14 protein-coding genes are annotated in these 19,812 nt (G+C 60.9%); 13 read left to right on the top strand and 1 reads right to left on the bottom strand.

Features of this window, described 5'->3' with window-relative positions; all coding sequences use genetic code 11:
- Positions 1-66 precede the first annotated feature (66 nt).
- Positions 67-1,653 carry a gamma-glutamyltransferase family protein gene (locus ABUK12_RS14365; protein ID WP_410012500.1) on the bottom strand — a complete coding sequence of 529 codons (1,587 nt, stop codon included), beginning with the start codon at positions 1,651-1,653 and terminating at the stop codon, positions 67-69.
- A 146-nt stretch (positions 1,654-1,799) separates the two neighbouring features.
- Here ABUK12_RS14365 and ABUK12_RS14360 point away from each other — a divergent pair, with 146 nt between their 5' ends.
- From ABUK12_RS14360 to ABUK12_RS14300, 13 genes are all read left to right on the top strand, one after another.
- Positions 1,800-2,645, top strand: coding sequence for a MurR/RpiR family transcriptional regulator (locus ABUK12_RS14360; RefSeq protein ID WP_410012499.1), 846 nt, complete (start codon positions 1,800-1,802; stop codon positions 2,643-2,645).
- Positions 2,646-2,875: 230 nt separating this feature from the next.
- On the top strand, positions 2,876-3,667 hold the full coding sequence (locus tag ABUK12_RS14355; protein WP_410012498.1) for a transporter substrate-binding domain-containing protein: 792 nt from the start codon (positions 2,876-2,878) through the stop codon (positions 3,665-3,667).
- A 13-nt stretch (positions 3,668-3,680) separates the two neighbouring features.
- Complete coding sequence (locus ABUK12_RS14350; protein WP_410012497.1) at positions 3,681-4,349, top strand: amino acid ABC transporter permease; 669 nt, start codon at positions 3,681-3,683, stop codon at positions 4,347-4,349.
- A complete protein-coding gene (locus tag ABUK12_RS14345; protein ID WP_410012496.1) occupies positions 4,346-5,002 on the top strand; it encodes an amino acid ABC transporter permease in 657 nt (218 codons plus the stop codon). Before ABUK12_RS14350 ends, ABUK12_RS14345 begins: the two co-directional genes overlap by 4 nt.
- Entirely contained in the window at positions 4,983-5,726 is a 744-nt protein-coding gene (locus ABUK12_RS14340; RefSeq protein WP_410012495.1) for an amino acid ABC transporter ATP-binding protein, read from the top strand. Before ABUK12_RS14345 ends, ABUK12_RS14340 begins: the two co-directional genes overlap by 20 nt.
- A gap of 153 nt (positions 5,727-5,879) precedes the next feature.
- Positions 5,880-7,124 (top strand): pyridoxal-phosphate-dependent aminotransferase family protein, encoded by a 1,245-nt coding sequence (locus tag ABUK12_RS14335; protein ID WP_410012494.1) that lies wholly within the window; start codon positions 5,880-5,882, stop codon positions 7,122-7,124.
- A complete protein-coding gene (hpxK, locus tag ABUK12_RS14330; protein ID WP_410012493.1) occupies positions 7,124-8,425 on the top strand; it encodes an allantoate amidohydrolase in 1,302 nt (433 codons plus the stop codon). Before ABUK12_RS14335 ends, hpxK begins: the two co-directional genes overlap by 1 nt.
- 569 nt (positions 8,426-8,994) lie before the next feature.
- Entirely contained in the window at positions 8,995-13,920 is a 4,926-nt protein-coding gene (locus ABUK12_RS14325) for a hypothetical protein (RefSeq protein WP_410012492.1), read from the top strand.
- Between the two features lie 297 nt (positions 13,921-14,217).
- The gene (locus ABUK12_RS14320) at positions 14,218-15,954 is read left to right on the top strand and encodes an acetolactate synthase catalytic subunit (RefSeq protein ID WP_410012491.1); all 1,737 of its coding nucleotides are present in this window, start codon (positions 14,218-14,220) and stop codon (positions 15,952-15,954) included.
- A gap of 16 nt (positions 15,955-15,970) precedes the next feature.
- Complete coding sequence (locus tag ABUK12_RS14315) at positions 15,971-16,975, top strand: dihydroxyacetone kinase subunit DhaK (RefSeq protein ID WP_410012490.1); 1,005 nt, start codon at positions 15,971-15,973, stop codon at positions 16,973-16,975.
- Positions 16,975-17,601 carry a DAK2 domain-containing protein gene (locus ABUK12_RS14310; RefSeq protein WP_410012489.1) on the top strand — a complete coding sequence of 209 codons (627 nt, stop codon included), beginning with the start codon at positions 16,975-16,977 and terminating at the stop codon, positions 17,599-17,601. Before ABUK12_RS14315 ends, ABUK12_RS14310 begins: the two co-directional genes overlap by 1 nt.
- A complete protein-coding gene (locus tag ABUK12_RS14305; protein WP_410012488.1) occupies positions 17,598-18,767 on the top strand; it encodes a CaiB/BaiF CoA transferase family protein in 1,170 nt (389 codons plus the stop codon). Before ABUK12_RS14310 ends, ABUK12_RS14305 begins: the two co-directional genes overlap by 4 nt.
- A gap of 22 nt (positions 18,768-18,789) precedes the next feature.
- A complete protein-coding gene (locus ABUK12_RS14300) occupies positions 18,790-19,725 on the top strand; it encodes a MaoC family dehydratase (protein ID WP_410012487.1) in 936 nt (311 codons plus the stop codon).
- Positions 19,726-19,812 lie beyond the last annotated feature (87 nt).

The raw sequence follows: 19,812 nt of genomic DNA, 5'->3' as shown, positions 1-19,812 counted from the left end.
AACCATGGGTACCGCATCGGTCGGAATCAAGGGCTTATCCATCAGGTTCTCCAGGTTTTGTTAACACTAAAATCCGGCGGCGCTGCCGTTGCTGCGCGGGTCAAACGCGCCCTCCAGCATCCCGTTGGTATGGCGCACTATCGCGCCGGCGTGTCCGACCGCTTCGCTGAAATCCGGCAGGGACTCCACCTCGTGGCCGAGTGCGCGCAGGGCATCAAAGGTGGCGCCGCTAAAACGCCCTTCGAGTTTCAGGGTATCGGTGGCCTGCCCCCAGGTCCGCCCCAGCAGCCAGCGGGGCGCGTTGACGGCTTGCTGCAACGGCATGCCCTGCATGATATGGCGGGTAAATATCGCCGCCTGGGTCTGCGGCTGGCCGTCCCCGCCCATGGCGCCGTAGACCATGACCCGGCCGTCATGCAGCTTTGCGGCGGCCGGATTAAGCGTATGGAACGGATATTTGCCCGGCGCCAGCGCCCGCAAATGCCCGGGCTCCAGGCTAAAGGCGGCGCCGCGGTTTTGCCACAATATACCGCTTTTCGGCAGCACCACGCCGCTGCCGAATTCGTGGTAAATGCTCTGGATAAAGGACACCGCCAGCCCGCTGCTGTCCACCGTGCCCATCCATACCGTATCCCCCGGCGCCAGCATACTGCCCCAGGGCGCGGCGCGTTCGGCGTCCACCCGGCGCGCCAGGCCGTCCAGGAAAGCGGGCGCCAGCAGGGCGTCAGGATCGCAGGCCAGGTGCGCCGGGTCGGTGATAACTTCATCGCGCAGCGCGAACGCCAGCTTGGTGGCCTCGACGATGCGATGGATGGTCTGGGTTTCAGACTGCGCGGCCATGGACAGGCGATCGGTAATGCCGAGGATGGCCAGCGACACCAGGCCCTGGGTGGGCGGCGCCAGGTTAAACAGCTCGCCTTTGCCGTGCGCCAGGCGCAGCGGGGCGCGCCGTCTGGCGCGGTAAGCGGCCAAATCCGCGGCGGTGACCGGCATGCCGATCGCCTTCATTTCCTGGGCCATGCCGGCGGCTACCGGGCCGCGGTAAAAACTGTCCAGTCCCTGCTCCGCCAGGGCGATAAGGGTTTCGGCGAGCCGCGGCTGGGTAAAGCGGCTGCCGGCCAGCGGAATCTCCCGATGGGGAAAAAACACCCGGGCAAAATCCACCCGGCCCGCCAGTTCGGAGAATTTGGCGCGGGAAGCCTGTTCCTGCGACAGGGAAACCGGCATGCCGTCGGCGGCATAACGGATGGCATCCGCGAGCAGGCTTGATAGCGGCAGCCGCGGGTAGCCCATTTCCGCCGAGAGCGACAGCGCCTCAGCCCAGCCGGCCACCGTGCCCGCCACCGTCAGCGCCGACATCGCGCCGCGATGGGGGATAAGCGCCTCATCCCGGTAAAAATCGAAGGTCGCCAGCGAACCCGCCGGGCCGCCGGCATCGATGGCGACCGGCTCGCCGCGCGGCGGCACGATAAGCCAGAAACCATCGCCGCCCAGGCCGTTCATATGCGGGTAGACCACCGCGATGGACGCGGCGGCGGCCACCATCGCTTCAATGGCGTTGCCGCCCGCGCGCAGGACGGCCAGCGCGCTTTCGCTGGCAAGATGATGCGGCGTCACCGCCATGCCCATCGGCGCCATGGAACTGTTGTTCATCGTGGTCAATATCTCTTGTTAACGGGCGGAGGCTGGCAACAGTTAAGCAAGAGGCGTTCCAACCCGCGCCGCCGGATTCATTTGCCTGCGCCGCGGCAGGATATGCTAGGGTAATATGAAACAAAGGTTGCAGCCGGGAAGGAGATATGAAGCAATTCGATGAGCGCCTGCGCGCCGCTTATGCGCAGCTTTCACCGCAGGAACAGCGGGTCGCCGCGTTTATCCTCGATCATTTCGACGATCTGATCAGTTATAACAGCGCGGAGCTGTCGCGTTTAAGCGGCGTCTCCAAGGCGACCGTCAGCCGGCTGTTCAAACGCCTGGGTTATGATAACTATCGCCAGATGCGCGACGAACTGCGGGTGTTGCGCCAAAGCGGGATGCCGTTAACCGATAGCCGCGACGCGGTCCAGGGCAACACGCTGTTGTCACGGCATTACAAACAGGAAATGGCTAACCTGACCTACTGGGTCAACCGGCTGGACGGCGCGCAGTTTTCCGCGGTGATAACGGCGATGGATAATGCCCGGCGTCTGTGCCTGGTGGGCTTGCGCAACAGCTATCCGGTGGCGATGCACCTGCGCCAGCAACTGCTGCAGGTGCGCGGGCGGGTGAGCCTGCTGCCGCAGCCGGGGCAGACGCTGGCCGAAGAAATAGTGGATCTGACCGCCGAGGATATGGTGGTGGTGGTGGCGTTTCGCCGGCGCACGCCGCAAATCCGGCCGTTATTACTGCAGCTTAAAAATAACGCCGTGCCGGTGCTGCTGATAAGCGAGCCCCAGGCGCAGGCGCTGATTCCGCTGGCGCGCTGGCATATCGCCGCAACGCTTGACAGCGTATCGGCGTTTGATTCCTACTCGTCTGCCATGAGCCTGGCGAACCTTATCAGCAACGCATTGCTGCATCATACCCTGGCCCAGGGACGGGCGCGCATCCACAGTATCGCCGATGGGTATGGCGAACTGGATGAGCTTGAACCCCGGGGTTCATAAAAAAAACAGCGCGACATAGCGGTGCGTTTGCACTTTATGGGTGCGTTATTTTCCCGCCGCAGGGCCAAGGCTTTGCCATTCCCGTTAGCATAACCCCGCTTATGGCGGGGCAGGCCTGATATTTTCCCTTTGCGTTCCCCGGAGTGAATCGATGGTTTCATTTGGCACATTAGTTGCAGATAATTAGCCTGAGAATCATTTGTTTCATTACTTCATCTTGGGAACCCGGTATGCAAATCAGAAAACAGCTTATAGCCCTGGCGGGCGCGGTCCTGTTGTTTACCCAGGCGGGGGCGGCCCTGGCCGATCAGTTACAGCAAATCCAGCAGCGCGGCGTGCTGCGGGTCGCCATTCCACAGGACTTCCCCCCTTTTGGGTCGGTCGGCACCGATCTGCAGCCCCAGGGCTACGATATCGACATGGCGCGTTACCTGGCCGACAAGATGAAGCTGAAATTGCAACTGGTGCCGGTGACCAGCGCCAACCGGGTGCCTTATTTGCAAACGGACAAGGTCGATCTGGTGATTTCCAGTTTGGGTAAAAACGCCGAGCGCGAAAAAACCATTGATTTCAGCCGCGCTTACGCGCCGTTTTTCCTCGGCGTCTTCGGGCCGAAGGACGACGGGCTGAAAGCGCCGGCGGAACTGGCCGGCAAAACGGTGGGGGTGACCCGCGGCGCGGTGGAGGATATGGTGCTGACCGATCTGGCGCCGAAGGATGCCCAGATCAAGCGTTATGAAGATAACAACACCACGCTGTCGGCCTATATGTCCGGCCAGGTGCAGTATGTGGCGACCGGTAATCTGGTGGTGAGCGCCATTGCCCGCCAGAACCCGGCCAAGGCGCCGGCGGCGAAATTTATGCTTAAGGACTCGCCGTGCTATGTCGGCCTGCGCAAGGATGAGCCGGCGCTGAAGGAGAAGGTTAACGCCCTGATCGACGAAGCGCTGAAAGACAATACCCTCAACAGTCTGTCCGAAAAATGGATGAAAGCGCCGCTGCCGGCCGATTTGGGCGCCTGAGGACGCCGCGCCCATGACCTATCAGCTTAATTTCGCCGCCCTGTGGCCCTATACGCCCGAACTGCTGTCCGGGCTGTGGGTGACCCTGATGCTGACCACCGCCGCCACGGCGGGCGGTATTACCCTCGGCGTGTGCGGCGCGGCTATCCGCAGCGGCCGGTATGTCGTGCCGGGCCGGTTATGGGGCGTCTATGTGGAGCTTATCCGCAATACGCCGTTTGTGGTGCAGCTGTTTTTTATCGTCTTCGGCCTGCCGGCGCTGGGGCTGAAAATGACCGCCGGCGAGGCGGCGCTGCTGGCGATGGTGGTGAATCTCGGCGCCTACAGCACGGAAATCATCCGCGCGGGCATCCAGGCCACGCCGAAGGGGCAGTGGGAGGCCGGCCGGGTGCTCGGCCTGTCGCGCGGCCAGGTCTTCCTGCGGGTGGTGCTGCCGCCGGCATTAAAACGCATCTACCCCGCGCTGGTGAGCCAGTGCGTGATCGTGATGCTCGGATCGTCGGTGGTTTCCCAGGTGTCTTATGAGGAACTGACGTTTGCCGGCAGCCTTATCCAGTCGCGCACGTTCCTGAGTTTTGAGGTGTACCTGGTGGTGACGCTGATGTATCTGATGCTGTCGCTGCTGATGCGCCAGGTATTGCTACGGGCCGGGCGCCTGATCTTCGGCGGAGAAGAGGCATGACGTCGTTTACCGACTGGGATATCCTGCGCAACCTGCTGCTGGCCGCGCGCTGGACGCTGCTGTTGTCGCTGGTGGCCTTTGCCGGCGGCGGCCTGTTGACCCTGCCGCTGATGTTGATGCGCCTGTCGCGCCGGCGCTGGCTAAAGCAGGGTGTTCGCGCCTACAGTAACCTGTTCCAGGGCACGCCGCTGCTGATGCAGCTGTTCCTGGCCTTTTTCGGCCTGGCGCTGTTCGGCATTGATGTCAGCCCCTGGCTGGCGGCGGCGCTGGCATTGACGTTGTTCACCAGCGCGTTCCTGGTGGATATCTGGTGCGGCAGTATCGATGCCCTGCCGAAAGGACAGTGGGAAGCGTCCCGCTGCCTGGGCTTAAGCTTCGGCCAGACCCTGCTGCGGGTCATGGCGCCGCAGGCCATCCGCATCGCCATTGCGCCGACGGTGGGGTTTTCGGTACAGGTGGTTAAAGGCACCGCGCTGGCGTCCATCATCGGTTTTGTCGAGCTTACCAAGGCGGGGACCATGCTCACCAACGTCACCTTCCAGCCGTTTAAAGTCTTCGGCCTGGTGGCGCTGGGGTATTTCCTGATGTGTTATCCCCTTTCCCGCCTCAGCCATTATCTGGAGAAAAAGTATCATGCCGCTGATAACCATTAACCAGGTGCAGAAATATTACGGCCAGAACCATGTGCTGAAGGGGATCGATCTGGATATCGACGCCGGCGAGGTGGTGTCGATTATCGGGCGCAGCGGTTCCGGCAAAAGCACCCTGCTGCGCTGCATCAACGGCCTGGAAGAGTATCAGGAGGGCAGCATTAAGCTGGGCGGCATGACGGTGACCCACCGTGATGCCCAGGCGCGGGAAATCAGTCGTTCGGTGGGGATGGTGTTCCAGAATTTCAATTTGTTCCCGCATATGACCGCGCTGCAAAACGTGATGCTGGCGCCGCGCCGGGTGCTGGGGAAAAATGCGGCCGAATGCCGCGAACTGGCGGTATCGATGCTGGACAAGGTCGGCCTGGGCGACCGGTTGGATTACCACCCCGCCAGCCTTTCCGGCGGCCAGCAGCAGCGGGTGGCCATCGCCCGCGCGCTGGCGATGGATCCCAAGGTGCTGCTGTGCGATGAGATCACTTCGGCGCTGGATCCGGAACTGGTGGGGGAAGTGTTGAAAGTGCTGGAAAAACTGGCCGGCGAAGGCATGACCCTGATCCTGGTCACCCATGAAATGAGCTTTGCCCGCGAAGTCGGCGACCGGGTGGTGTTTATGCACCAGGGCACGGTGTGGGAGCAGGGCGCAAGCCGAGAACTGTTCGCCCGGCCGCGGACGGCGGAACTGAAACAGTTTATTGCCTCGGTACGGGGCCTCGGCGACGCCTAGGCCTGGCTGTCCGGCGCCAGGATCTGCATCCCTGCCGCCGCCTGGATTGGGCGCGGCGGGCAGCGGGGTTCAGGACCAATGAGGCGGTTCCCCGTTGCCGACTTACTTGGCGTATTACTAAATAGATTAATAGCGTTCTCGGAAGGATAAATCATGTTGGATATTGCGAGCTATGACCAGATGAATCCGCCGGCCCGGCTGCTGATGGGGCCGGGGCCGATTAATGTCGATCCGCGCGTGCTCAGGGCGATGTCGGCCCAGCTTATCGGCCAGTATGATCCGGCGATGACCGGCTATATGAACGAGGTGATGGCGTTGTACCGCCAGCTGTTCAACACCGCCAACCGCTGGACCCTGCTGGTAGACGGCACATCGCGCGCCGGCATCGAGGCGGTGCTGCTTTCCGTTATCCGGCCCGGTGATAAGGTCCTGGTGCCGGTATTCGGCCGCTTCGGCCATCTGTTATGCGAAATCGCCCGCCGCTGCCGCGCCGAGGTACACACCCTTGAGGTTCCCTGGGGAGACGTCTTCAGCCCCGGCCAAATCGAGGACGCCGTGAAACGGATCCGTCCGCGTGTTTTACTGACGGTGCAGGGCGATACCTCCACCACCATGCTGCAGCCGCTGGCGGAGCTGGGCGATATCTGCCGCCGTTACGGCGCGCTGTTTTATACCGACGCCACCGCCTCGTTCGGCGGCAACCGTCTGGACACCGACGCCTGGGGCCTGGACGCGGTATCCGCCGGCCTGCAGAAATGCCTCGGCGGCCCGTCCGGCAGCGCGCCGGTCACGTTGAGCCCGCGCTTTGAAGAGCAGATCCGCCGCCGCAAATGCGTGGAGCAGGGGATCCGCACCGCCGATCATCGGGACGGCGATGATGAAATGATCTATTCCAACTATTTTGATCTCGGCATGATCATGGATTACTGGGGGCCGGAGCGGCTGAATCATCATACCGAGGCCACCAGCATGCTGTTCGCCGCCCGCGAGTGCGCGCGCATCCTGCTGCAGGAGGGGCTGGATAACGCCATCGCCCGCCATGAACTGCACGGCGCGGCGATGCTGGCCGGTATCCAAGCCATGGGGCTGGGCGTCTTCGGCGATATACGCCATAAAATGAATAATGTGCTGGGGGTGGTGATACCCGACGGCATCAACGGCGAACAGGTACGGCAACTGCTGCTGAACGATTTCGCCATTGAAATCGGCACTTCGTTCGGCCCGCTGCACGGCAAGATCTGGCGTATCGGCACCATGGGCTATAACGCGCGCAAGGATTGCGTGATGCAGACCCTGGCCGCGCTGGAAGCGGTGCTGAACCGGCTGGGTTTTGCCAGCGGGCAGGGCGCCGGCACGCAGGCGGCCTGGGATCATTACACAGCCGCGGCGGAGGTGTAATGACGCAACCGAGAATGACGGCGGATTTGGCCGGCAGCGCCGCGCTCAGGGTGATGGCGCGCTGCGATACGCTGGCGGAAATCAGCGCGACGCCGGGCGAGCTGACGCGGGTCTATCTTTCTGCGGAACATCTGCGCGCCAATCTGCAGGTCGGCGCATGGATGCGCGCGATAGGGATGCGTGTCTGGCAGGACGAGGTCGGCAACCTGTGCGGCCGTTACGAGGGGTTGCAGCCGGCGCTGCCGGCCATCCTGCTCGGTTCCCATCTGGATACGGTGCGCAACGCGGGGCGCTACGACGGTATGCTGGGCGTGCTCACCGCCCTGGAGGTGGTGCATTACCTGTACCAGCACCGGCTGCGGTTGCCGATGGCGATTGAGGTCATCGCTTTTGCCGACGAGGAGGGCACGCGCTTCGGCATCGCCCTGCTCGGCAGCCGGGGCCTTACCGGCACCTGGCCGCCGGACTGGCTGGAGCGGCGCGACGCCGAAGGGATAAGCGTCGCCCAGGCGCTGCGCGCCGCCGGGCTGGATGCGGGACTTATCGGCCGGGCCAAACGGGAGAAAGCAGCCTTCAGCGCTTACCTGGAGCTGCATATCGAGCAGGGGCCCTGCCTGGAAAATGCGGGACTGGCGCTGGGCGTGGTCTCGGCCATTAACGGCGCCAGGCGCCTGAACTGCCGCTTTACCGGCTCGGCCGGGCATGCGGGCACCGTGCCGATGGCAAACCGCGCGGACGCGCTGAATACCGCCGCGCGCTGGATAGCGCGCATCAACGATATCGTCGCCGCCCACGGCCCGGAGATGGTGGCGACGGTGGGCGAGCTGCACTGCCTGCCGGGCGCGGTAAACGTGATCCCGGGCGAGGTCCGGCTAACGCTGGATGTCCGCGGCCCCGACGACCGCGCGCTGGCGGCATTGCTTGCCGGCCTGCTGGACTGTGCCGCCGCTATCGCCGGGCAGCACGCCTGTGCCTTCGGCAGCGAGGAGTTTTACCGCATCGACGCCACGCCCTGCGATCGACGCCTGCAAGCCGTGCTGGCCGGCAGCGTGCAGGCCGTGCAGCAAAAAAGCCCGTTATTGCCCAGCGGCGCCGGTCATGACGCCATCGCCGTGGCGCAACGCTGGCCGGTGGGCATGCTGTTCGTGCGCTGCGACCGGGGAATAAGCCACCATCCCGATGAAGCGGTCGCCATGGCGGACGTGGCGGCGGCGATCCGGGCTTATCTGGAGGCGGTGCTGACGCTGGCGGAAGGCCCGGCGGGCGACGAACCCAGGCGCGACATCACCGGCGCCGGTTAGACTATGTAGTATAGGAGCAGGGCGGCGCAAGGAGGCGACCCGCACCGATAGGGCGCGCCAGGCGCATCGGGACAGAAAAATATCTTTAGCGATAAATATCTTTCAAGCATGTTCTTTATTCGCCAAACTTGAATGCAGCGGTGTTATATCTTTCGCATATAGAAATAATTATTATTGAATTGAATAAGTGATAAAAAATTTAATTTTTTAATTTAGTATATATTTTAAATTTATTTTATTAACACATCATTATCGGCAGATACTCAAAGCAACAGGTGACATGGGGAAAGGTATCCATTATGGTAAGCGGCGTCGGCGATACAATACCACCATCAAATCATTCACGCCATCATGAACGGTTGTTGCATAATAATATTAGTAATGCTTTTATTTTTGCTTATTCATCGATTAATAATTTAAAGGAAGATAATACTTCCATAACCGGCGACGATCTTTTCCAGCGGGCGGCGCAATTAAATACGGAGCGCGCTCATCACTGCGGGGCGGAGGAATCATTAACGCCGACAGCGCCCAAAAACCTGTGGCACAGACTCGCTTATGCTTTGCTGATGGCGTCTCCCGTCATGGGGAAGGAGGCGTTGTGGGCAACCCCCTTGCGCGGCGGGAATACGCTTTGCGTAATGTCCGCTACGCCGCGCCGGGGTCAGCGTCTCTTAGGCCTGCCGCAAGGCGGCAAGGTTAAACGCGCGGCGAAACCGGATTCGCGGCGGATCAGGACCGATAGATTCTATCTCCTGGCACTGTTTCTCAACAGAAACGCAACGGCGAGTCTCGACCCGGAAACCTGCGGCGATCTGCAACTGGCGGCAAAGTTGCTCGACGTCGTCGCCCGGCAGCCTTCCCTGATACCGGATATTGCCCGCATGGCGCTTTCCGGCAGCAATCTCTACGGCGAGCGTCGGGGGGAAACGCTCAGCTCGTTGCAACAACGCGGCCTGGTCGGGCAAATGCTGTGCCGGCTTATCTACCAGGAAGAAAGCATCCCCCTGCGCATGGCAAAATTATTTGCGGTAAATCGTCAGGTGACGCAAAAAGAGTTTGCCGCGGTAGTACGAACCTGGCCCTACGCCGAGGGCTTCGAGACAGGTGAACGGTTATGGCGGAAAAATTATGAAGCGGCGGAAATTCCTGTTCTATACCTCAACAGCCTTTATACCCTGACGGAAGGGCAGGCGTGGCACAAAAATGATTATCCCTTTTTTCTCGATCTGGATAACCTTTGGGTCGGCAGCCTGACCTGGACGTTAATACAATTCGGCGCCAGGTCTATCGCGCTGAAAGATATGGACAACCTTAACGCCACCTCTCCTTTTTCCATGATGGAATTGGGCTTGGGGCTGGTCGCTCTTTTCCGGCAAGGATTACTGGCAACCGGCGTGGAACCAACGTTTCATCTGGGCCTGCTGCTGTATTACCTGCGTGCTCGGCCGGAGCTGGACCTTGGGCAGATAGTCGTTAATGAAACGCTGGATCCTGCTTTCGCGCTTCTCAAAGAAGAATTAGAAAACAGGCATATTATCGCCCAGCGCCTGTACGACAGCGTCAGCGATTACCAGGCGGATTACCAACGCCCGGCATGGCGTACCCGTCAGGGCGCCGCGGAGGAATTGCTCAGGCAGTATTGCGGATCGGCTTCGCTTCCACTGTCAAGGAAACATGCTCCGGCTGCCAGGCATTTTCGCTATTATGAGCAGAATCCGGTACGGCAACTGATGATCCGGCCTGCCGGCCAGCAATGTGCTGAAAACGGTACGACCATACCGGATCTCGATGCCTTTTATCGCCAGGAAGTGGAAAATTTTTCCAATAAAATCAAAATCCTGGATGGCGCCCTTCTGGCTGCGGCCTTTCTGCCCAGCGATTTTCATGATCACCTCCTCCAGTCAGTGGACGTGGCGTTTCTGGAACATGCCGGCATAGACTGGGTGATTGCGAAACTGGAGCGCATCCGGCGCGTGCCGGACATGTTTTATTCCAGCGTGCCCGTACAAAATGTGGGTAAATCCGATACGTTTTTTTTCCAGGCCCGGCTGACCCATGAGCGCCGGCTGTTTGCGTTGCGGACCACGGAACAGGGCTACCTGTTGCGCAGGATTGTTTATGACAATGCCCATCTTGAGGCACTGAAACCCTTTATGGAGGGTTGGCCGGCGCCGGGATTGCTGCCGCACTTCCGATTTTCGCTCGCGGTCCTGAATCACAACGCGCCCCTAAAACAACGAAATGAAACACTGGCGGTTTTCCTGGAGCGTTATGCCGAAATTCACTACCAATCCTATCGGCAAAAAATTTATGAACAGGGCTATCAGGCCATCGAGTCGCCTTTTCCCCGCATTTTGGATAAGGCGGCCGGCATGTTTATTCCCTTTTACACCTGTGTAAATTCTCTTATCGCGGGCCAGCAACAATCCGCCTTTACACATTGTCTGGTGGACGGCGCGCTGGTGGGGTTGCCGCTGATATTTGTCGGGGTAAAAGCCGGTCTGGGCCTGTACCGGGAGGCGGCTATCGGCGCCGCCGAAACACTGGGCGGACCGAGGTTCATCGCATCGGAGCGGGAAATTTTCGCCAACAGGGTGCCGGCCTCGACACAAATTGCCGGCGGCGTCACGGCCGCCCAAACGCAACTCGCGGGATTTATGGATGTGATGGGCAAAGAGGTGTTGAAAAGCTTCGACCCCGGTTTTGCCGCGCTGCGATCGCTGAGTCTCCTGACCAAAGGGGTCTACCTTGCGGTGCTCGGCAGAACAGCGGTTGGGCTGATACCATGGCGGTCTAGCCTGGCCAAAATCACCGGGAAAATCCCTCAGTACGTCTCTATCAATGCTACCCAGAAATATCAATTGACCTATGGGGACCAGGCAGATACACCCCTTACCATCAATGTGAAAGGGATTTCCTATTTGGTATTGCAGATACAAAACAGCAGCATGGTGGCGGCGCAGACCGGCGAGCGCATGCCCCACGGCGAATTAATGTTTTCCCAGTTGGATTTGCAGAGCCGGTTCGGCATCTATAAAAAATATTACTGCATCTATACCGGCGATGCGCAATGCCGGCTGGAGACCTATCGCCATCCGGACTTCAAGATTGAAAAGGCCGCCAATATCTCCCAGGCGCAGGAGGGACATTTTGTCTGGTTGCTTAACACCACCTTACCGATAAACCTGGTGGTGGTGCATCCTATTTATCAGGTCGAATATGTTGGCAATCGGTGGGTGCTATTTGAAATCAATGGCCGGCGCTGGGCCTTCGCCCATGACAGCGGCATTCTGATGCCGGCGGATAATACCGATGAATGGCATATCTCTCCCCCCGCGGCCGGAGATTTTATCTCGATGATTGATCGCGGCGCTGACGACAGGACTTTTAGGCTGCGCCTGATGCAGTTGCCAGGACGCCGTAAACGGGATACGGGATCGCGCAGCCTGCGCACGTGGCGTCAATTATTGACGGATTACCGGCTGGATGATGAGGGGGAAATTTCCGGATTCGCCGCCAATATTTACGATGACGCACACCTGGATGTGGCAATCGGCGAGGCAAAATTTCTCCTTGCGCCGGAAAAGAATGCCGCCACCTTCCTGTTGCGTCATCCGCGAAACGCAGCAGCGCCGGCTTTTCGCGTGGCGTATCTTCCCGACGAGGCTGATTTTGTTTTTGCCTCGCCGCTCGATCGGCTCAATTCCCACCGGATCGGCGAGGATTTGCGCCGGAAAATGGACGCTATCCCGCCGTCCGCCCGGGCATTCCCCGGCGATATCCTGCAGCCGCCGCTTTTCAACGGCGCTTTCCGCTACGGTAAACGCATGTTCCTGAAAAACGGCGATCGGTTTTTATCCATCACGCCCGCCGGCGCGTATTACCATGGTCTGCCGGGGGAGGAAGGGGATAGCCATGAGGGCGTATGGACCTTACGCTATGAATTGTTCACCGGAAGTTTTGAGCTGTCCGTCCTCCGGTCGTCTTTTCACCTGCCGGGCCAGGGAGACGACGAATTCCTTTCCCGGTTTGAAAAGCTTGCCGTTCGCGCCTTTGCGAAAAAAAAATACCCCACCCTGGCGGCGTTATGCCAGCCGGGCAACATGACTGACGGCCTTTCTCCCGCGCGGCAATCGCATCTTGGCGGTCGTCTGCGCCAGGTGGCGCTGCTGCTTCGTCTTGATCCTCATCGCCGATCGGAGCTTTTGCATGCTTCAAGCGTAGCGCTGCGCGCGTTCAGGAAAGACGACCGCCTGCCGATGGAGTGGATTGCCGACTTCCATCCCCTGGCACTCTGGGCCACGCTGGAAAACGTGGCGACGGCCTGCGGCCGGCGTAACGAGGGAGAGAGCCTGCTGGCAAGCCGGCAGTTGGCGCAGTTGGCGGGACAGGAATGGGGTTTCCCGGCGCCAGTCCTGATTGCCGAAGGGCCGGAGCCCATGCTGTTTATTGTCAGCCATACACCGGTTCCGGCGGGGCCGCACCAGGAAAAAAAATTTGTCATACGGCTGTTTGTCGACCGGATAGCCATACAGGAACTCGTCAGCGAGGACGGATTCCGTCGTTGGCTGCCGCTGTTTGAGGACCCGCAGCGGACGACGGTGACCAAACATGCCCTGGCGGAAACACAGCAGCCGGTGTTCTGGTGTGATGAAGCGGATCATCTCTGGGCGCAAACACCCGACGGCGTTAAAAGACGCTTATTGCGCAATGACAGCCGCCAGCCGGTGGATGATATTATCGTTTCTCCCGACGGCGCCACGGTGGTGGTGCTTCACTTCAGCGCACCGATAACGCAGCGCGCGCTGTTTTACGCCATGCCGGCCATGGGCGCGCGGACCGGGGAGGCGGATATTGCTTATTCGAGGGAAGTCGTTGTTACCGGTTCGGTGGCCCATGGCCGGGCATGGTGGGTTACCGATCGGGGCGAGCTGTTTGTACCGCGGCAACATTATTGGTCCTTGCAGGATGACCCGCAACCCCGCTGGCGCGCGCCTGAAGGTTACCAGCCGGATTTCGTCTCCCCCGACCAGCGTTTTCTCGGTTATAGCGGGCACGATAGCCAATTACGCCAGCATGAGATAATGCTGATCGATACCGTTACCGATAACCGCTTGATACTGCGGCGCGGACGGCCTTTCAACCTGGAGAACTTTCGCCTGGGCAAGGTGGTCAGCGTCGCGTTCTCAGCGTTGAATGCGCTGGTCGCGGTTGGTTTCTCCGACGGTTACATTGAAATATACCGTATCGATGATGAGAATAACGCCGGCGTGGGCATTTCTCTTGGCGGCGTAAGCGTGCCCGAGGCACTGTTTAATCTGGCGGGCATCAGCTATCCCAAACAAAAGCAGATGGTGCTCCAATTTAATAATGCTTTTGACCGGCTGCTGGTTTTTCACGATATCGGCGAGTTTAGCGCCGGTTCGCCGGGTAACGGCAGCTATGCCATGGCGGAAATCTATCTGTCGGACGCAAAAAAACCGGATAGCTGACCGGGCGATGGCGCGCCAGCGGTGATAAGGCGGCTTGCCGGCGCGCAAGGCTGCCCCGCCTCCTTCCTAAAAAACCATTGAATTAATAAATTAATTTAAAACAATGGGTTAATGTTTTTTCGGTATTTCTGAAAGTGTTTATTCTGTGATCCTGTCCCACAAATCCTAATAAAAACGTTTTTATTAGAAACGTTTTTATGGGAGGCTGGCGCTATGTTACGGCTTGGTTGCCACTCTGTTAACCTTGATTGAGGTCTGGATAACGGGGAGCGCGGAAACAACGAAGGGGAGTCATGCATGGACACAGAAGGTAGCGGGAAAAACACAGGGCAGCGCAGGACCGGGGCGCATATCTTCGCCGCCGCGCTGAAACGCCATGGCGTGGAGGTGATTTTTGGCCAAAGCATTCCGGCCGCGCTGTTTTTGGCCACGCCGGAATACGGTATCCGCCAGGTGGGCTATCGTGCGGAAAACGCCGGTACGTATATGGCGGACGCTTATGCGCGCCTGTCCCATAAGGTGGCGGTGGTCACCGCGCAAAATGGTCCGGCGGCCACCCTGCTGGTGGCCGGGCTGGCGGAGTGTTATAAGGCCTCGGTGCCGGTGGTGGCGGTGGTGCAGGATGTGCATCGCAAAATGACCGATAAAAACGCGTTCCAGGAACTGGACCATCTCGATTTGTTTAAAGGCGTGTCGAAGTGGACGCGCCGCGTTACCGACATCGACCGGCTTGATGATTATATCGACATGGCGTTTACCGCCGCCGCGTCGGGCCGTCCCGGCCCGGTGGTGATTATCGTTCCCATCGATCTGTTTAACGAGGCCGCGCCGCAACATCCCCGCCGGCATGCCTCCTCGCTCGGGCATTTTCCGCTGGATCGCACGGTGGCCGCGCCCGAGGCGATTGAAGAAGCGGCGCGCCTGCTGGCCGGGGCCGCGGCGCCGTTGATTATCGCCGGCGGCGGCGTGCATATTTCCGATGCCGCCCGGGAGGTTGCGGCGCTGCAGGATGCGGCCTGCCTGCCGGTGGCCACCACCGCCATGGGCAAAGGGGCGGTCAGCGAGGACCATGAGCTTTCGTTGGGCGTGGTCGGGTATTTTATGGGCGCGCGCGGCCGTACCCGCCATTTGCGCGATATGGTGGCCGGCGCCGATGTCATCCTGCTGATTGGCAACCGCACCAACCAGAACGGCACCGATAGCTGGAGCCTGTATCCGCAGGAGGCCAAATATATCCACCTGGATATCGACAGCCAGGAAGTGGGCCGCAACTACGACGCGCTGCGTCTGGTGGGCGACGCCAAACTGACCCTGCAGGCGCTGACGGCGGCCATGAAACGGCAGGATCTCGGCAAACGCCGCGGCGCCCGTTCCGCCATTGCCGCCAGGATTGCCGCCGCCCATGAAACCTGGCAATCGGAGGTGCAGCAAACCCTGGATCTCAACGCCCGCCCGATTCGCCCGGAACGCCTGATGCTCGATCTGGATTCCCTCTTAACGCCGGAGACGATCGTGGTCTCCGACGCCAGCTATTCCTCGATCTGGGTGGCCAATTTTCTCAAGGCGCGCGCCGTCGGCGCCCGGTTTGTTACCCCGCGCGGCCTGGCCGGCCTGGGGTGGGGATTTCCCTATGCGGTGGGCGCCAAGATCGCCCGTCCCGAGGCGCCGGTCTTCGCGCTGGTGGGCGACGGCGGTTTCGCCCATGTATGGTCGGAGCTGGAAACCGCCCGGCGCATGGGGGCCAATGTGGTGCTGGTGGTGCTGAATAATGAAATCCTCGGCTACGAAAAACACGCGGAGAAAACGCTGTTCGGCGATTATTCCGACGCCTGTGATTTCAAGCCGGTGGACCATGCCGCCATTGCCCGCGCCTGCGGCTGCGAGGGGGTGCGTATCGAGAATCCCGCTGATTTTTTACCGGCCCTGAAACACGCCTTCAGCGCCGATAACACCACCGTTATCGATGTGATTACCGAACAGCGCGCCTACCCCCCGGTGACGATGTTCGACGGGCAAAAGAACCTGGATTACTGACAGGCGGAGAGACGCTATGAAAAAAATACTGAACTCCCCCGACGCCTATGCCGATGAGGCGCTGGCGGGCATGTGCCTGGCGCATCCCCACCTCTATCGGCAGATAGGGGAAGAGGGCCGGGTCGTGGTGCGCAACGCCGGCGTCAAAAAAGATAAAGTGGCGATTGTTTCCGGCGGCGGCAGCGGGCATTTGCCTTTGTTTGCCGGTTATGTCGGCCAAGGCCTGCTGGATGCCTGCGCGGTGGGTAACGTGTTTGCCGGCCCCGCCGTGATGGACTGCATGGACGCCATTCGCGCCGCCGATACCGGCCAGGGCGTGCTGCTGTTGTTCGGCAATTACGGCGGCGACAAGATGAATTTCGCCATGGCCGCCGAGATGCTGGCGGCGGAAAATATCCGCACGGCGACGGTGCTGGCCGCCGACGACGCCGGCAGCGCGCCGCGCGCGGAACGGCACAAACGCCGCGGCGTCGCCGGCCTGGTTTATGCCTATAAAATTGCCGGTGCCAGGGCCGAGCAGCCCGGCGCCACGCTGGAATCCGTCGCCGCCGTCGCCGCGCGCGCCCTGGACAACACGGTCACGCTCGGCGTGGCGCTGTCGTCTTGTACCGTACCGGAGGCGGGCAAACCGACCTTTACGCTGGGCGACGACGAGATGGAAATCGGCATGGGCATCCACGGCGAGCCGGGCATCCGCCGCGGCCCGCTGCTAAGCGCCGATGAAATGGTGGGTGAAATGCTGGATACGCTGATTCAGGACGGCGGTTTCGCCGCCGGCGACCGGGTGTCGGTCATGGTCAATTCCCTCGGCGCCACGCCGCTGGAAGAGTTGTTTATACTGTATCGCCATGTAGACCGGCGCCTGCGTGACCAGGGCATCCAGGTCGTGGCGCCCCGCACCGGCCGTTATGCCACCTCGATGGAAATGGCCGGCATGTCATTGTCTCTCATCAGGCTGGACCGGGAACTTGAATCCCTGCTGCTGGAGCCGGCCCATTGTCCCTACTGGAGTAATCTCTGATGACCAATCAGGAATTGATTGCGCTGTTGACGCGATGTACCGCCAAAATCCGCGAGGTCTCGCCCAGGCTTAACGAGCTGGACGGCCGTTTGGGCGACGGCGATTTGGGGGCGACCCTTGAGAAATGCGCGCGGTTAACCGACCAGGCCCTGGCGGCGGCGCCCGCGGATATCGCCCCGGTATTCCAGGCCGCGGCCATGGCCTGCGTGCGCGCCTCGGGATCAAGCTTTGGCACCCTGCTGGGGGTGGCGCTGCTGACCGCGGCGCAACAATGCGCCGGCAAAACCACGCTGCGGCGCGAGGATATCGCGCCTTTGCTGGAGGCGGTGCTGGCGGCGCTGATGGCGCGCGGCGGCGCAAGCCTTGGCGATAAAACGGTGCTGGACCCGCTGGATGCGGTGCGCCGGGCGCTGCAGGCGGCGGCGCCGGGCGACGATTATCACGCCCTTGCCGTCGGCGCGGTGCGCGCCACGCTGGAAGAATACCGGCAAAAACCCAATAAAATCGGCCGCGCGCGCATGTTCGCCGAACGTTCCATCGGTTTGGACGATCCCGGCATGGTGGCTTTTGCCTGTCTGGTGCACGCCGCCGCCGGCCATGCGGCAATCCCTCAGGAGGTGTCATGATGCCAGGATCCCTGGAAGGACTGAAAGTGCTCGACCTGTCGCGTTTTATCGCCGGTCCCCTGTGCGCCATGCAACTGGCCGATCTGGGCGCGGACGTGGTAAAAGTCGAGCGGCGGGGCAAGGGGGAGGACACGCGCCAGAACAAGCCGCAGCTAAACGGACAAAGCCTCTATTTCCTGTCGTTCAACCGCAATAAGCGCAGCCTGGCGCTGGATTTTCGCGACCCGCAAGACCAGGAACAGCTGCGGCAGCTGATCGCCGCGGCCGATGTGCTGATCGAAAACTTTCGCCCCGGCACCATGGAAAAAATGGGCTGCGGGTGGGAAGCCCTGAAACAACTCAACCCGCGCCTGATCATGGTACGCATCTCCGGGTTCGGCCAAACCGGCCCGCTGGCGCAGCGTCCCTGCTTTGACGCCATCGCCCAGGCGATGAGCGGCCTGATGAGCATTTGCGGCCAGCCCGACGGTCCGCCGACCATGTCCGGCACCTTTATGGTGGATTATGCCTCCGCCCTTTACGCCACCATCGGCACGCTGGCGGCGCTGAACGCCCGTCACCTGACCGGGCGCGGGCAGCTGGTGGAGGCCTGCCTGCTCGACAGCGCCATCAGCATGCTGATTTCAGCCATCCCGGAACAGGCCCAGCTTGGCAGCACCATGTCGCGCATCGGCAATCTCGATCGTTTCTCCGCGCCGGTAAACAGCTACCAGACCGGCGACGACGCCTGGATTTACCTGTCCGCCGGCACCGATACGCTGTTCGGCCGCCTGGCGCAGGCCATGGAGCGCGCCGATTTGCTGGCGGATGACCGCTTCAGCACCTATCACGCGCGCCTGGAAAACTACCGCGCCATCGACGGGGTGGTGGCGGACTGGATAAAAAACCATACCGCAGAGGACGTCGTGGCAAGGATGGATCTGGCCGGCGTGCCCTGCTCCAAGGTCGCCACCATTGACGAGGTGCTGGAGAATCCGCAGCTCAGGGCGCGCAACCAACTGGTGGACATTACGCATCCCACCGCCGGCGTCTATACCACCCATGGCGTTACCGTCGGCCTGTCGGACACGCCCGGCATGATCCGCCGTCCGCCGCCGCTGGTGGGGGAGCATACCGGCGAAGTGCTGGCCGAGTGGTGCGGCATCACCCATACCCACAAGGCGTAAACGCCGCCAGGAGGAGGATTATATGGCCCGTATCAACCCTGAACTTCGGGATCCGACCTATGAAAATGTGGTGGTCGGCGAATTAATCGGCCCGCTGGCGGTAACGGCGGATGAAGCCTATCGCCGCCGCGCCTGTTTTGCCCTGGACGACTACAGCGCGGACTATTGCCCCGCGTCCGGGCCGTACGTGCCGGCCGCCATGCTGGGCCGCGATCTGGTGGCCCTGTTCTGCAGCGTTTACGATCCCAGCCGCACGGTGGGGCTGCATCAAAAGGAAGAGATCTGGTTTGTGAACCCGGTTCCGCTAAACGCCGGGCTGCGTTACACCGGCAAATACACCGATAAATATATGAAGCGCGGCAAGGGCTATACCGTGTTTGATACCGAGGCCCGCGACGCCGATACCGGCGAACTCTACGTGCGCCAGATCAGCACCGAGATCATGCGCATTCCGGACAATATCCAACTGGGCGCCGGCGGGTCCCGCGCCGCGCCCGCGCCGGGCCATATCGAACCGCACTGGCCCGCGCATGTGACGCCCGCGGCGAAAGCGGACGCCGCGCTGCGCCCCGGCACGCCGGTTACGCCGCTCACCAAATGCCCGGAACAGGGGCAAATGACGGTGTTCTCCGGCGGCAATACCCAGTGGTACAACATCCATACCGATATCGAGGTGGCGCTTAAGGCCGGTTTTCGCGACACCCTGGCCCAGGGCATGATGGAAACCTGCTGGGTGGCGGAAATGCTGGCCGGTTTCATCGGCCCGTCGTGGCATACCTCGGGCTGGATAAAAATGGCCTATATCAAACCGGTCTATCGTGCCGACCGTATCACCTGCAAAGCCGTGGTCCAGGACATCGTCGGGCAACGGGTGACCTTCCATGTCTGGGCCGAGAACCAGCATGGAGACATGACCGCCGTGGGGTGGGCAAGCGCCGATAAAGCACATAACGCATAACGCCGTTAGCGGTAGTTAACGGCACATCTTTATTTTTATTGTCATCACGCTCTATAAAGCGTGCGGGAAACCGCGCGCATAAAAACA

The organism is Sodalis sp. C49, from assembly GCF_046352915.1.
In the GTDB taxonomy this organism is placed as follows: Bacteria; Pseudomonadota; Gammaproteobacteria; order Enterobacterales; family Enterobacteriaceae; genus Acerihabitans.
The sequence above is the reverse complement of the archived record's forward strand: the minus strand, read 5'-3'. Positions and strand labels throughout refer to the sequence as shown.